The organism is Draconibacterium mangrovi, assembly GCF_010586825.1.
GTDB lineage: Bacteria > Bacteroidota > Bacteroidia > Bacteroidales > Prolixibacteraceae > Draconibacterium > Draconibacterium mangrovi.
The window spans coordinates 187,848-201,324 of sequence record NZ_JAAAGB010000004.1; the positions used below are offsets into that span (position 1 = coordinate 187,848).

At 41.6% G+C, this 13,477-nt stretch carries 10 protein-coding genes; 4 read left to right on the plus strand and 6 right to left on the minus strand.

Annotated features, from left to right (window positions below):
• Positions 1–164: 164 nt before the first annotated feature.
• Both G4420_RS12525 and G4420_RS12530 read left to right on the plus strand, forming a co-directional pair.
• A complete protein-coding gene (locus G4420_RS12525; protein WP_163323976.1) occupies positions 165–983 on the plus strand; it encodes a prohibitin family protein in 819 nt (272 codons plus the stop codon).
• 184 nt (positions 984–1,167) lie between these two features.
• Positions 1,168–1,650 carry a PaaI family thioesterase gene (locus G4420_RS12530; RefSeq protein ID WP_163323977.1) on the plus strand — a complete coding sequence of 161 codons (483 nt, stop codon included), beginning with the start codon at positions 1,168–1,170 and terminating at the stop codon, positions 1,648–1,650.
• A gap of 51 nt (positions 1,651–1,701) precedes the next feature.
• Here G4420_RS12530 and G4420_RS12535 read toward each other — a convergent pair whose 3' ends face one another.
• Positions 1,702–1,887, minus strand: coding sequence for a hypothetical protein (locus tag G4420_RS12535; protein WP_163323978.1), 186 nt, complete (start codon positions 1,885–1,887; stop codon positions 1,702–1,704).
• 152 nt (positions 1,888–2,039) lie between these two features.
• Between G4420_RS12535 and G4420_RS12540 the strand changes: the two genes are divergently transcribed.
• Together G4420_RS12540 and G4420_RS12545 are read left to right on the plus strand one after the other, a co-directional pair.
• On the plus strand, positions 2,040–3,947 hold the full coding sequence (locus G4420_RS12540; RefSeq protein WP_163323979.1) for an OmpA family protein: 1,908 nt from the start codon (positions 2,040–2,042) through the stop codon (positions 3,945–3,947).
• 72 nt (positions 3,948–4,019) lie between these two features.
• Positions 4,020–5,369 carry an outer membrane protein assembly factor BamB family protein gene (locus G4420_RS12545; RefSeq protein ID WP_163323980.1) on the plus strand — a complete coding sequence of 450 codons (1,350 nt, stop codon included), beginning with the start codon at positions 4,020–4,022 and terminating at the stop codon, positions 5,367–5,369.
• Between the two features lie 24 nt (positions 5,370–5,393).
• On the opposite strand, the gene G4420_RS12550 is transcribed toward G4420_RS12545, so the two are convergent.
• From G4420_RS12550 to ilvD, 5 genes are all read right to left on the minus strand, one after another.
• On the minus strand, positions 5,394–7,478 hold the full coding sequence (locus G4420_RS12550) for a TonB-dependent receptor family protein (protein ID WP_163323981.1): 2,085 nt from the start codon (positions 7,476–7,478) through the stop codon (positions 5,394–5,396).
• Between the two features lie 117 nt (positions 7,479–7,595).
• The gene (locus tag G4420_RS12555) at positions 7,596–8,705 is read right to left on the minus strand and encodes a mandelate racemase/muconate lactonizing enzyme family protein (protein ID WP_163323982.1); all 1,110 of its coding nucleotides are present in this window, start codon (positions 8,703–8,705) and stop codon (positions 7,596–7,598) included.
• A gap of 388 nt (positions 8,706–9,093) precedes the next feature.
• On the minus strand, positions 9,094–9,636 hold the full coding sequence (gene ilvN / locus G4420_RS12560) for an acetolactate synthase small subunit (protein ID WP_163323983.1): 543 nt from the start codon (positions 9,634–9,636) through the stop codon (positions 9,094–9,096).
• Between the two features lie 34 nt (positions 9,637–9,670).
• Positions 9,671–11,368 carry a biosynthetic-type acetolactate synthase large subunit gene (gene ilvB / locus G4420_RS12565; RefSeq protein ID WP_163323984.1) on the minus strand — a complete coding sequence of 566 codons (1,698 nt, stop codon included), beginning with the start codon at positions 11,366–11,368 and terminating at the stop codon, positions 9,671–9,673.
• 71 nt (positions 11,369–11,439) lie between these two features.
• Positions 11,440–13,269 carry a dihydroxy-acid dehydratase gene (gene ilvD / locus G4420_RS12570; RefSeq protein WP_163323985.1) on the minus strand — a complete coding sequence of 610 codons (1,830 nt, stop codon included), beginning with the start codon at positions 13,267–13,269 and terminating at the stop codon, positions 11,440–11,442.
• Positions 13,270–13,477 lie beyond the last annotated feature (208 nt).

Here is a 13,477-nt window from a genome sequence, read left to right on the forward strand (position 1 = left end):
TTTTATATTTTCATTTTTTTTTGACCAGAGTTTTCATCATCAAAATTAAAAGAATAGCGCTTTCAACAATGCTATCTGCGAAGTATTTAAATAAAACATAATTTAGGCAACACACATTCTATAAACTTTGTACATTTGCCTAATCATATAAAAGAAAAAAGGTTATGAAGTTCAATTTTAAATCATCTTACCTGGTAGTAGGTGCTGTTGCATTAATTGTTTTGCTGCTTTTTGGCGGCCGCATGTTTAAAATATTAAAGCCTGGTGAAAAGGCAGTAATTTTTAAACCTTACACCACCGGTTTGGATAAGGATAATATTTTTGGGGAAGGATTCCATATTATAGCTCCATGGAACGAATTGGAAGTGTATAATGTAAGGGAACAACAGCGCGATGAAACAATGGATGTGCTCGACAAAAACGGACTTTCTGTAAATGTGGATGTTACCGTACGTTTTAATCCTTCGTATAGTAAAATTGGATTTTTGCACGAACAATTTGGAGTCAACTTTATAAATGTATTGGTTATTCCCGAAGTTCGGTCATCTGTACGCCAGGTTGCCGGTCGTTATACTGCAGAAGAAATTTATTCTACAAGAAGGGCTGAAGTAGAGCAGACTATAATTACAGAAACAAAAAAAGCATTAAGTGCAAACTTTATCGATATGCGTGCTTTGTTAATCCGCTCAATTAATCTACCTGCTCAGATAAAAGGTGCAATTGAAAATAAACTGCAGCAGGAACAGGAAGCGTTAGCTTACGAATTCCGTTTGCAACGTGAAGAGTCGGAAGCAGAGAGACGCAGGATTGAGGCTGAAGGTATTGCCAATTATAACCGCATTATTAATGCGAGTTTAACCGATGCTATCTTAACTCAACGCGGTATTGAGGCAACAACATCGCTGGCAGAGTCGCCCAATTCGAAAGTTATTGTAATTGGTGGTGGCAAAGATGGACTACCTATTATTTTAGGAAATAATTAGAAGATTAATATAGTTGGATAAGCGAGCTGGTTTATACCGGCTCGTTTTGGTTAAGGAAATTTTATCACAACTAACTTGTTAACCCCTATCGTAACTTCGTTCCGATTGTCTCCGTCAGCTGACGGAGGACAGGAGCGCCGAAGAAGCGACAGGGGGTGAGCTTACAAATGTTAATTTATTAAGCATGAAAAAAATCAAAAATCCCTGGAAAGATCCTAAGAACATTGGTGAATACAATTGCTTTGCATGTTCGCCTTACAACAGTGCGGGCCTTCAGCTCGAATTCTGGGAAGATGGTGGCGAGATTATCACAAAATGGGAGCCGGAGCGTAGTTACGAAGGTTGGATAGGTGTTTTGCATGGCGGAATTCAGGCCACTTTACTCGACGAAATTGGCGGTTGGGTTGTAATGTTAAAACTAAAAACAGCAGGTGTTACCACTGATATGCAGGTGAGTTATTTAAAACCGGTGAAAGTTTCAAAAGGTGAAGTAACCATAAAAGGAAAACTGGTATCGCACGAAGGACGTACAGCGAAAATAGACGCATCGCTATACGACGGAAGCGGCGAGGAGTGTGCAAAAGCAGAACTCTCGTACTTTGTTTTTCCTGAGAAAATAGCCAAAGCACGTTACCAGTACCCCGGTATTGAGGCCTTTTACGATTAATTGATCTGCAGCCTCTGCTTTGCAGAAAAGATGAAATAATATGGAAAGAGATTATTCTTCGTCGTCGTCGAAATCAGAAGAATATTCTAACATATCGTCATCGTCATCCTCATCGAATTCGTCGTAAATAGAATATTTATGTTTTGAACTTTTTTCACGGGAACCACCGTGTTTTTTTTGTTTTCGGTCGAATTTGTCCAATTCCGGGTGTCGGGTTTTGTTCACTTTCTTTTTCATCACGTCAGCAAACCAATGTCATTAATTGTAAAACTGTTATATTAATTAAATTTACGTAGGCAAAATAGAAAAAAAATAAATAAAACAAATCATTCGTTTATTATTTTTACCAAATTGTGCTTTTATACGAAAGTAATTGTAAGATGTTAGCAATGAGTAGATTAAAAAACATTCTATTTTTAGTAATCTGTGGAATGTGCTGGATTGGCACATTGGCACAGGATAATAAGCGTTCAGATAAGCTGTTTGAAGAGGCCAGAAAGTACTATGTGGAAGATAGTTATCCGGCAGCAATTGAGGCTGCTGACAAGATTTTACAGAAAGATCCGGAGTACGCACCGGCGCATCTTCTTTTGGCTGAAATTTATAAAGATATCGACTCATCGCGGCTGGAAATAAAGCACTTGACAAAAGCCGTGGAGCTGGATGATAACCCGCTTATCGATTTCAGACTTGGAGAAGCTTTTTACAAACTGGGCATGTATTCTGAAGCACTCAGTTTTTATGAAAAATATACGGAAAATAAAAATATCCCGGAGAAACGACAGTTTCTTTTGGCCTGTAAAATAGCCAGTTGTCGTTTTGCCATAAACAGCATCGAGAATCCCGTGGCATTTGAACCCACTAATTTGGGCGATGAAATAAACACCGCCAACGATGAATATTGGCCTACGCCTTCATTAGATGGAAAACATCTGGTGTTTACCAGATTGATGAAAGACGGTGGCAGGCCACAGGAAGATTTTTTTATGGCTGAGATCGATTCATTCAACTGGGACAATGCCGTGCCAATGGGCGATGTAAATACTTCAGATAATGAAGGTGCACAAACATTATCCGCCGATTCAAAAATACTGTTCTTTACCGCCTGTAACCGCGAAGACGGATTGGGAAGCTGCGATATTTATTTCTCGCGTTTGGTTGAAGGCAAATGGACTGTGCCGCAAAATGCAGGAGCGCCGTTAAATACTTCGTCGTGGGAAGGACAACCTTCGTTGTCGTCGGATAACCGTTACCTGTATTTCTCAAGTAACCGGACAGGGGGAAAAGGACAAAAAGACATTTGGCGAATTGCTTTTAACGGATTTTCAGCCGAAGGAAAACCGCAGTGGGGAATGCCAGAAAACATGGAGGCGCTGAATACTTCAGGCGATGAGATTTCACCGTTTATTCATGCCAATAACCATAACTTTTACTTTGCTTCCGATACACATGTTGGTATGGGAGGACTTGATTTGTTTACCGCCGAAATAAACGAAAACGGCAAGGTGGAGAACATGAAAAATATGGGCTACCCGATAAACACCTACAAAGATGATATGGGCCTGACCATTAGTTCGATTGGCGATATTGCCTATTTTTCGTCGGCAAGAGAATCGGATAACGGGCTTGATATTTTTTCGTTTAACCTCGATCGTGGTTTGCAGCCGCGACCTGTAACTTATATCAAGGCAAAAGTGACAAATAAGACAAGCAAACAGCCGGTTATGGCCGATATCGAACTGCTTAACCTGAATTCTGCCGTAAGTGAGCCGCGCATCGAAAAGGCCGATGAAAATGGCCAGATTATGCTGGCATTGCCCGTTGGCCGTAATTATGCATTTAATGTTTCGGAAGATGGGTTTATGTTTTACTCACAATCCATGCGTTTGGCGGATGAGAATTCCTTAACTGATCCGTTTATTCTGAACATTGAATTGGAGCCGATAGAAGTTGGAGCCGAAATGGATCTTCACAATATCTATTATGAAACCGATTCGTTTGCTATTCTTTCCGAGTCAGAGCCGGAACTTCAGAAACTGGTTGACTTTTTGAAAAACAACAGTGGTTTAAAAGTCGAGATTCAGGGACATACCGATAGTTCGGGTAATCCGGAAAGTAACCTTGAACTTTCGAAATTAAGGGCAAAATCGGTAGTTGACTACCTCGTTGAAAATGGTATTCCAGGCGGTCGTTTGCAATCGGAAGGATATGGCGATACAAAACCTGTAGCTACCAACGAAACGGTTGAAGGACGCAGGTTAAACCGTAGAACAACGATTAAAATTATTGCAAAATAAAGTTTTTTGGATACCACCTTTGTTAGTTGTTTCATTTGTCTAATTTTATGATGTATACCAAAAAACTGATAAATGAAACAACTACTTTGTACCGCATTCTTATTGGTGTGTATTGTTTTCACCGCTTCTTCGCAAGAAAATTATCTCAATCAATGGCCATCGTTTCGGGGGCCGTTTGCCAAAGGTTTTGTTGAAAATGCAAAAACAGTTAGTAGCTGGAATGTTGAAACCGGAGATAACGTTCTCTGGATAACTCCAATACCGGGACTGGGACATTCAAGCCCAATAATTTGGGACGATAAAATTTTTATTTCCACAGCAATAAGCAGTTCCGGCGATAATGAAGTAAAGATCGGATTATATGGCGATGGCGATGCTGTGGAAGACGAGTCGGTTCATGACTTTAAATTGTATTGCCTCGATAAAAACACGGGCGAAATAGTTTGGGAAAAGCTGGCCACCAAACGCGTTCCCAAAGTAAAACGTCATACAAAAGCATCGCACGCCGATGGTTCACCTGCAACCGATGGAAAACACGTGGTTGTGTTCTTTGGCTCAAACGGGCTTTTCTGTTACAGCATGGATGGTGAGCTGGCCTGGCAAAAGGAATTCGATAAAATGAATGCAGGACCTTACAATGCTCCCGAACTGGAATGGGGATTTTCAAGTTCTCCAATAATTCACAACGATAAAGTCATCGTTCAATGCGATTATTTAGGCGATTGTTTTTTGGCTGCCTACGATGTAAATACCGGGGAAGAAAAATGGAAAACACCCCGTGAGGAAGTTTCAACCTGGAGCTCTCCAACGGTGTTTGAGAAAGATGGAAAAACACAGGTGGTGGTAAACGGCTGGAAACATATGGGAGGGTATGATTTTGAAACCGGAGAAGAAATTTGGAAAATGAGCGGTGGGGGCGATGTTCCTACACCAACACCGGTAATTGTGAACGATTTGATATTTATTAATAATGCACATGGCCGCTATTCGCCAATTTATGCCGTTAAAACCGATGCAACCGGCGACATAACACTCGGGGATAATGAAACAGAGAACGAAAGCATAGTCTGGAGTATAAAACGTGGTGGCGCGTATATGCAAACTCCTCTTATTTATAACGGCTATTTATATAATCTGCAGGGAAACGGATCACTAAGTGTGTTTAAAGCAAGCACCGGTGAGTTGATGTATAAAGAGAGCCTTGGATCGGTTGGTGGTTTTACGGCTTCGGGTGTGGCCGCTAACGGGCAGGTGTATTTGTGTTCCGAACAGGGTGATGTATTTGTTGTTAAGGCTGGCCCTGAGTTTGAAATTTTGGAGCACAATAAAATGAATGATGTGGTTATGGCTTCACCTGCAATAAATGGTGATGTTTTGTATTTCAGAACACAAAAGTCGGTGATCGCCATAGGAAATGATTAGCTGCGATTTCTTCTGCGAAATAGTTTAAGGTGTGTTATTTCCGATGAGACCAATTAATATACTGATATAGAAATTTCGCGGATTTCCGGGATAGTAATAGCGGGGTGGATTGCCGCCAAACGATGGGGCATTAACGGCCAGCATTGAGGTATAATGAATATCAAATATATTTTGAATGCCTCCGCGTATATCAAATTTAAAGTTATCCTTTTTCCCTTCGTACCTGATTTCTGCATTGGTTAATCCAAATGCATCGGAGAAAGTGGAATTGGCATCGTCAGCAGGCATTTTGCCGTTATGGCGATACCAACCGTTTATTGATATATTTTTGATCGGTATAAAAGTGGAGCCAACAGTAAAGGTTTCTTTTGCCGTTCCTGGAAGAAGATTGCCGGAATAATCGTTTCCCAAATTCACAAAATCGTTAAAATGATAGTTGGCCAATGTGGCGCTACCGTATAGGGTTAGCAATGGATTTCGTTTGTGCGTAATGGTTACCCAGGTAAATTCGGTTTCAAAACCCGGATGCACTGATTGCCCTGCATTAACACCCACATAAGCATCTTCGCCGGTGCGGTGCGCCACAAGCAGGTTGTCGATATAAATGCGGTAGTAGCTTGCTGAAAGTTTAAAACGGTTGGTAATTTGGGTTCTGAATCCCGTTTCAAAACTCCATCCCGATTCCGGTTTGATGTCGGGGTTAATACTGCCTTCAGGCATCAAAGTTTCTTCGAATGAAGGCGTTGAAAATCCATGGCTGATATTTCCATAAATAGAATTCTCGTGATTCAAAAGAAAATTAACACCCAAACGCGGCGACAAAACCGGTTTGTAATTTCGGTTGCCCGACTGGTCGCCGTTTTCGGTAAAATGATCGGTGTATTTAAAACGCGTGAGGTTCCCGTTTAATCCGGCAGAGATAAATACGCGCTCTTTAATGTTCGATTCCAACTGAACAAAGAGATTCTCGTATTGGCGTTTTTCATTGTTGTCCGAAAGAAGTTGGTCGTTATCATTGTCAAAAGTTTGCCAGTCGTAGGTTTCGCGGAACATTTCAGCTCCGGTTGTCATTACCAGACGAAACTCTTCGGTGGCAATAACTTTTTGAATGTAAGCGCGCCAGCCGATATAGTCTGATGATTCTTTCAGTCGGTTAAAAGGGCGCAGTTCATCCAACTCGCGGATGCTTCCGAAAACGCCAACTGATATTTTCCCGTCGTTAAGTGTAAAACGGTTAAACGAAGCACCAAACTGCGAGTTCGTATATTCTTCAAATCCCCTTACCGAAGCCCAGTTTTGTGCGGCACTTTCCGGATTATTTTCATAGGTATCCAAATCGAGCGAACTCGGTATATAACCTTTCATTTTTGTGGCTTTTAGCAAAAACTGAAGGTTCGATTTTTCTGAGAAATTGTAAATCGAATTAATAAGCAGATTACCCCGGGTGGTCGAATTATTTTCGCGGTAACCATCGCTCGATAGCAATGCCCCAAGCGTGTAAATCTGTAATTTATTGGCAGTAACTCCGGCCGACAGCGTGTTTTTAAACGTTCCAAACGAAGCCACTGTAGTTTTGTTTTGAACAAAATCCTTCACCACCGTTTTTGGATGAAAGAGCAATACGCCGGCAAGTCCGGCACCGTATAAGCTCGATGATGGCCCTTTGATAATTTCAACGCGTTGGATAGCCGAGTTTTCAAGATCTTCCAGAACCGTTTCGCCATCGCCTGTAGTTAATGGAATTTCTCCAAAATAAGCCTTGATTTTGTTGGTGCCGTACGGTGTGCGCGAGCCAATTCCGCGAATGGTTAAACGGTTGGTGTTAAATGTTCCGTGGTGCATCAAAATGCCGGGAATGCGGTTCAGCGCATCGATGGGAGTGAGCGCATCGCCCGATTCCAGTTGCTCGGGCTGCAGCAAATTTACCGGTGCCGGCGTATTAAAAATGTTGTACGGCGAACGAAATGCGGTAATGGTAATTTCTTCTATCTGATCACTTAGCGGCGTTGTATCCTGGCGCGTTACCGGTAACTGGGCAAACAACACACCGGAAGGAATAAACCCGGAAATGAGCAGAAAGATCAGAAATGTACACCACCTCGTTTTCATCACACGCTTTTTTTGTTCTCAAACCAAAGTTAACAAAAAGTAAGCAATATTTTAGGCCGTAATAATGTGTGAAAACGAAATGGCGATATTTGCGTCTTTTCTGGTTATTCGCTTCGTTTAAACGCTTATCTTTTTTAATCCCATTAGAAAATCTTCTTTAATGCTGGCGCCCAGTCCAGGTGTTTCGGTAATGGTAATTTTACCTTTCTCGCCATAAAGAATACCTCCATTAACCGGATCTTCTTCCATCATTAACGGTGTATCAAAATCGTAATAAACAATATTCTTTGACGAAAGAGCAAAATGGGCTGCTGCCGTAAATCCCAAACGCGTTTCCAGAAAACCGCCAACCTGGATTTCCATTTTTGCAGCCTTGGCGTGTTGGACAATCTTCATCGCTTTAAAAATACCGCCCGATTTACTCAGTTTAATATTGATCAGGTCGCAGGCATACAAATCGATCAGTCTTTTTGCATCGATATGGTCGCAGCAGGTTTCGTCGGCCATAATAGGAATAGGGCTGAATCGTCTGATTTCAGGCAGGGCCATGTAGTCCCAACGCGGAATAGGCTCCTCGCAATGTTGTATTTTATAAGGTGTGAGTGCTTTTAAAATATCGAGTGCTTCTTCGGTTTTCCATCCCTGGTTGGCATCTAAACGTATCGGAATTTTCGGACCAATTGTTTCGCGTATTTTTTTTATGCTTTCCACATCCTGTTCTTTCGAGTGGCCAAGCTTTACTTTTATAATCTCAAAACCGTTATCAACAATGCGTTTGGCATCGGCAGCCATTTTTTCCGGATTGGTAAGACTTACTGTGTAATCAATTTGCATTTCCTTGTTGTTTTGTCCTCCAAGGAATTGATAAAGTGGCACACCGGCCTTTTGTGCTGAGATGTCATACAACGCCATATCAAAAGCACTTTTTATGCTCGAATTACCATAAATAGTTTTGTCCATTGCGTGCGTGCAAGCCTCAATGTCTTCCGGGTTTTTCCCTTTTAAAACCTGGGCGAGATACTGACCAACAATAAAACAGGTTTCCATGCTTTCTCCGTTAATGGTCATAAACGGACTGCATTCGCCAAAGCCTGTAATGCCTTGGTTTGTGTGAATAACAACGATCACATTTTGGGCGTGATACATGGGGCCTAATGAAATAACAAAAGGTTCTTTTAATTTGATGGGAGATTGGTAGATATCAATCTTGTCGATTAGATGTTTCATTGTAAAAGTGCAGTTTTTTACAAAGTTGATAAATCTTTTTAAGGAATTTGTATGACAAATGATATAATTGTGGTGCTTAACAAAAGAATTAAGATTGGATTATTTTATGGTTGAAGTGAAATACAGATCACTTTTCTCGATTTGTTGCGAGATACAAACAGGAATAGAGTTGATGTTTTGATTTCGATTTAGCTTAGTAGGAACATTGAAATTGAAAATCCAAATTGATTTCGCACGGAGAGGAAATGAAAATTGAAAGTTGGAATTAATTTCCCGTGACGGGAAAATGCACTCAAATAAAAATTCTCTCGTTTGCCTGTTAAATATAAATGAAAAAAAAAGCCCGTCAGAAAAGCTGACGGGCAGGTAGTTTTGGACTATAGATTTTTTAATCTAAACTTGTTAAAAACGCATCGCGCTCTTTCAGGAATTCGGACAAACGCTCAATTGGGTCGCGTGTTATCGCAACTCTTCCCGAGCGGATAAACTGCATTACCTTAAACTGGTTTAATTCTTCGAACAGCGCTTGTGTATCTTCCTTATGACCGGTCTTTTCAATTACCACATAGTCTTTGGTAATTTCAAGAATACGGGCGCCTGCTTTACGCACGATCTTTTCAATGGTATCACTCTCGTAAATCGGCTCTATTGGAACTTTATACAGAGCAATTTCCTGGAAGATCATTTCATCATTGGTGTGATAGAAAGCTTTTAATACATCGATTTGCTTTTCAATCTGGCTAACCAGTTTTATCGCCATAGCATCGGTACAGTGTATCACTATTGTAAATTTAAAAATGCCATGCAATGCCGACTCTGATACGGTAAGACTATCGATATTTGTTTTTCTGCGTGTGAAAACGTTTGTGATCCTGGTTAAAAGACCAATGTGGTTTTCAGAATAAACTGTAAGGATATATTCTTTTTTCATTTTTTTACTTTTTTTCGTTATTCAGGTTACGAATTTAAGGCTCTAAAATTACGTCGGAAACTGATGCGCCCGTTGGAACCATCGGGAACACATTGTCTTCTTTCTCAATTTTTACCTCAAGTAAATAAGGACCATCATGGTCGAGCATTTTTTGAATACTTGCATCCAGATCCTCGCGTTTGTCAACGGTGTGGCCGTCAATACCAAATCCTTTACCTATAAGGATAAAATCAGGATTATGCAGTTCGGTAAACGAATAGCGTTTGTCGAAGAATAGTTGTTGCCATTGCCTTACCATTCCCAGGAAGTTGTTATTCAGCAACATGATTTTTACCGGCAACTTGTTCTGCGCAATTGTGCCCAGTTCCTGAATGGTCATCTGAAAACCACCGTCGCCAACCACTCCAACAACAGTACGTTCTGGTGCTCCAAGTTGCGCTCCCATGGCAGCGGGCAAACAAAATCCCATTGTTCCCAAACCCCCGGAGGTTACGTTGCTTCGTGATTTTTTAAATCCGAAATAACGCTGAGCGATCATTTGGTGCTGACCAACATCGGTAACAAGAATAGCTTCGTTATTAGTTTTTTCAGAAACTATTCTGATGGCTTCTCCCATTGTTAAACCCGGTTTTGTTGGGTAAAGGTCTTTCTGAATAACCTTTTCGTTTTCAATGGCATCGCATTTTTTAAATTCGTTGTGCCAGCTTTCATGCGTGTTGGGATGTACATTGCCGATAAGCATTTTTAATGCTTTTTTGGCATCGCCCAATACGGCCACGTCTGTTTTAACGATCTTATCAATTTCAGCCGGATCTATCTCAATGTGGATGATCTTGGCCTTTTTGGCGTATTCGCTAACCTTGCCGGTAACACGATCGTCAAAACGCATTCCCACAGCAATAATCAGGTCGGCTTCGTTGGTGAGTTTATTTGGTCCATAGTTTCCGTGCATACCCAACATACCAACATTTAGTCGATGGTTGGTTGGCAGTGCAGAAAGTCCTAATAAGGTCCAGGCTGCAGGAATTCCTGTTTTTTCGATAAAAGCTTTTACTTCTTCTTCAGCACTGCTGAGAATAATTCCCTGGCCAACAAACAGTAATGGTTTTTTAGCTTCGTTTATTAAATCAGCAGCGGCTTTAATCTGGTGCGGATCAATATTGGTTTCCGGCACATAACTGCGGATTTTTTTACATTTCTCGTATTTATATTCCAGTACACCAAATTGTGCATCTTTAGTTACATCAATTAAAACCGGACCCGGACGGCCTGTTGTGGCAATATAAAATGCCTGTGCCATTACTTCAGGAATTTCTTCTGGAGTAGTTATCTGGTAATTCCATTTGGTAACCGGTATCGACATACCCACAATGTCCGATTCCTGGAAAGCATCGGTTCCCAGAAGTGGCGCGGCTACTTGTCCGGTAATACATACAAGCGGAGTTGAATCTATCATTGCATCTGCAATTCCTGTCATCAGGTTAGTGGCACCAGGGCCTGAGGTTGCAAAAACAATTCCAGGTTTGCCGGTGACGCGGGCATAGCCCTGGGCTCCATGAATGGCTCCCTGTTCGTGGCGGGTTAAAATATGTTTTACCTCTTTGTCAAAATCATACAACGCATCGTAAACGGGCATAATTGCACCGCCTGGATACCCAAAAATGGTATCCACCCCTTCTTCCATAAGCGACAGGATCAATGCTTGTGAACCGGTAACTTTTTTTGCTGTCATATTGTTTACTTTTTAAGGCCGGCGCTGTTAACCGGCTATCTGTTTGTTCTTTGTTTTATTCTTTTTCTCAATTAGTCTATTAATCTCACGGCTCCCATATCGGCCGATGAAACAAGGCTTGCATAAGCTTTTAGCGCTTTCGATACATTACGGACCCGATTTGCAGGTTTCCATGCTTTTGCTCCTTTGGCTTCTTCTTCGTCGCGGCGTTTTTGCAATTCTTCATCAGAAATTACCAGGTTAATAGAACGCTCGGTAATATCGATCGCAATTTTGTCGTTGTTGCGAATCAGTCCGATTGCGCCGCCACCTGCTGCTTCAGGTGAAACGTGCCCGATAGACAATCCCGATGTTCCACCTGAGAAACGTCCGTCGGTAATCAGTGCACAGTGTTTATCCAGTTGCATTGATTTCAGGTACGAAGTAGGGTAGAGCATTTCCTGCATGCCCGGGCCTCCTTTTGGTCCTTCGAAACGAATAATGATTACATCACCTTTTTGAACTTCATCACCAAGAATGCCGTTAACTGCATCATCCTGCGAATCGAAAACTTTTGCTGTTCCCGTGAATTTAAAGATCGACGGATCAACACCTGCAGTTTTTACAATACATCCTTTTTCGGCGATGTTACCAAACAGAACAGCTAATCCGCCGTCTTTGTTGTAAGCATTTTCAAAATCGCGTATACAGCCGTTGGCACGGTCATCGTCCAGTTCTTTGTAAAAGCTTTGTTGCGATCCCATAACCAGGTTTCTACCTCCGCCCGGTGCCGATTTGAATCGGTTAATAGCATCTTCGGTAACGGTATCGCGTTTGATATCGTATTCGGCAATGGCTTCGCCCAAAGTCCTTCCATCGATGCGCGAAACGTTGGTTTCCATTAAACCGCCGCGTTCCAGTTCTCCTAAAATGGAAAGGATTCCGCCGGCACGGTTTACATCCTGAATATGATAATGACCGTTTGGCGCCACTTTACACAAGTTAGGTGTAATACGCGAAAGCTCGTTAATGTCGTTCATGGTAAAGCTTACTTCGGCTTCGTGCGCAATGGCCAGCAGGTGAAGCACCGTGTTGGTTGATCCACCCATGGCAATATCGAGTTTCATGGCATTTAAAAAGGCATCGCGCGAACCGATACTTCTTGGAAGTACCGAATCGTCGCCTTCGAAATAATAGGCTTTTGTTGCTGCTATAATCTTTTGTGCAGCTTCTTCAAAAAGTTTCTTTCTGTTGGCGTGAGTGGCTACAATTGTTCCGTTTCCGGGAAGTGCCAAACCAATCGCTTCGGCCAGACAGTTCATCGAGTTTGCAGTGAACATTCCCGAGCACGATCCGCAGGTAGGACAAGCATTTTCTTCCACCTTTTGAACATACGAATCTTCAATTGTTGTATCGGCAGCCATAACCATGGCGTCAACAAGGTCAAGGAATTTATCGTCAACTTCGCCGGCTTCCATTGGTCCGCCCGAAACAAATACTGCCGGAATATTCAGTCGCATAGCGGCCATCATCATTCCCGGAGTAATTTTATCGCAGTTCGAGATACAAACCATTGCATCCACTTTGTGTGCATTACACATATATTCAACACTGTCGGCAATCACATCGCGCGAGGGAAGCGAATATAACATCCCATCGTGGCCCATTGCGATACCATCGTCGATGGCAATGGTGTTAAATTCAGCAGCAAAATAGCCTTCTTTTTCAATTAAACTTTTTACATACTGGCCAATTTCGTGTAAATGAACATGGCCCGGAACAAACTGCGTGAACGAGTTAACAATTGCGATCAACGGTTTCCCAAAGTGTTCTTCTTTCATTCCGTTAGCTCTCCAAAGGCTGCGTGCCCCGGCCATTCTTCGGCCCTGCGTGGTTGTGTTGCTTCGTAATGTGTTATGCATACTTTTTTGTCTTTTTCTGTCTGTAATAACATTAAAAAAGCCTTTCTCTGTTTTGAGAAAGGCTTATAAATATCTTTAGTATCTATACAAATTAATGGCCTTTCTCAGTATTTCCAAGAATGACAACGAGTAGGACAATAACATTGATAGATAAAATTCTCATTTGCTTTTGTAATGTAGAAGCAAATGTAAAAATTATAATTTATTA

Bases quoted from the DNA above. Each gene is read 5' to 3' on its own strand.
- G4420_RS12525 (WP_163323976.1), top strand. From the start codon at position 165: ATGAAGTTCAATTTTAAATCATCTTACCTGGTAGTAGGTGCTGTTGCA.
- G4420_RS12530 (WP_163323977.1), top strand. From the start codon at position 1,168: ATGAAAAAAATCAAAAATCCCTGGAAAGATCCTAAGAACATTGGTGAA.
- G4420_RS12535 (WP_163323978.1), bottom strand. From the start codon at position 1,887: ATGAAAAAGAAAGTGAACAAAACCCGACACCCGGAATTGGACAAATTC.
- G4420_RS12540 (WP_163323979.1), top strand. From the start codon at position 2,040: ATGAGTAGATTAAAAAACATTCTATTTTTAGTAATCTGTGGAATGTGC.
- G4420_RS12545 (WP_163323980.1), top strand. From the start codon at position 4,020: ATGAAACAACTACTTTGTACCGCATTCTTATTGGTGTGTATTGTTTTC.
- G4420_RS12550 (WP_163323981.1), bottom strand. From the start codon at position 7,478: ATGAAAACGAGGTGGTGTACATTTCTGATCTTTCTGCTCATTTCCGGG.
- G4420_RS12555 (WP_163323982.1), bottom strand. From the start codon at position 8,705: ATGAAACATCTAATCGACAAGATTGATATCTACCAATCTCCCATCAAA.
- ilvN (WP_163323983.1), bottom strand. From the start codon at position 9,636: ATGAAAAAAGAATATATCCTTACAGTTTATTCTGAAAACCACATTGGT.
- ilvB (WP_163323984.1), bottom strand. From the start codon at position 11,368: ATGACAGCAAAAAAAGTTACCGGTTCACAAGCATTGATCCTGTCGCTT.
- ilvD (WP_163323985.1), bottom strand. From the start codon at position 13,269: ATGCATAACACATTACGAAGCAACACAACCACGCAGGGCCGAAGAATG.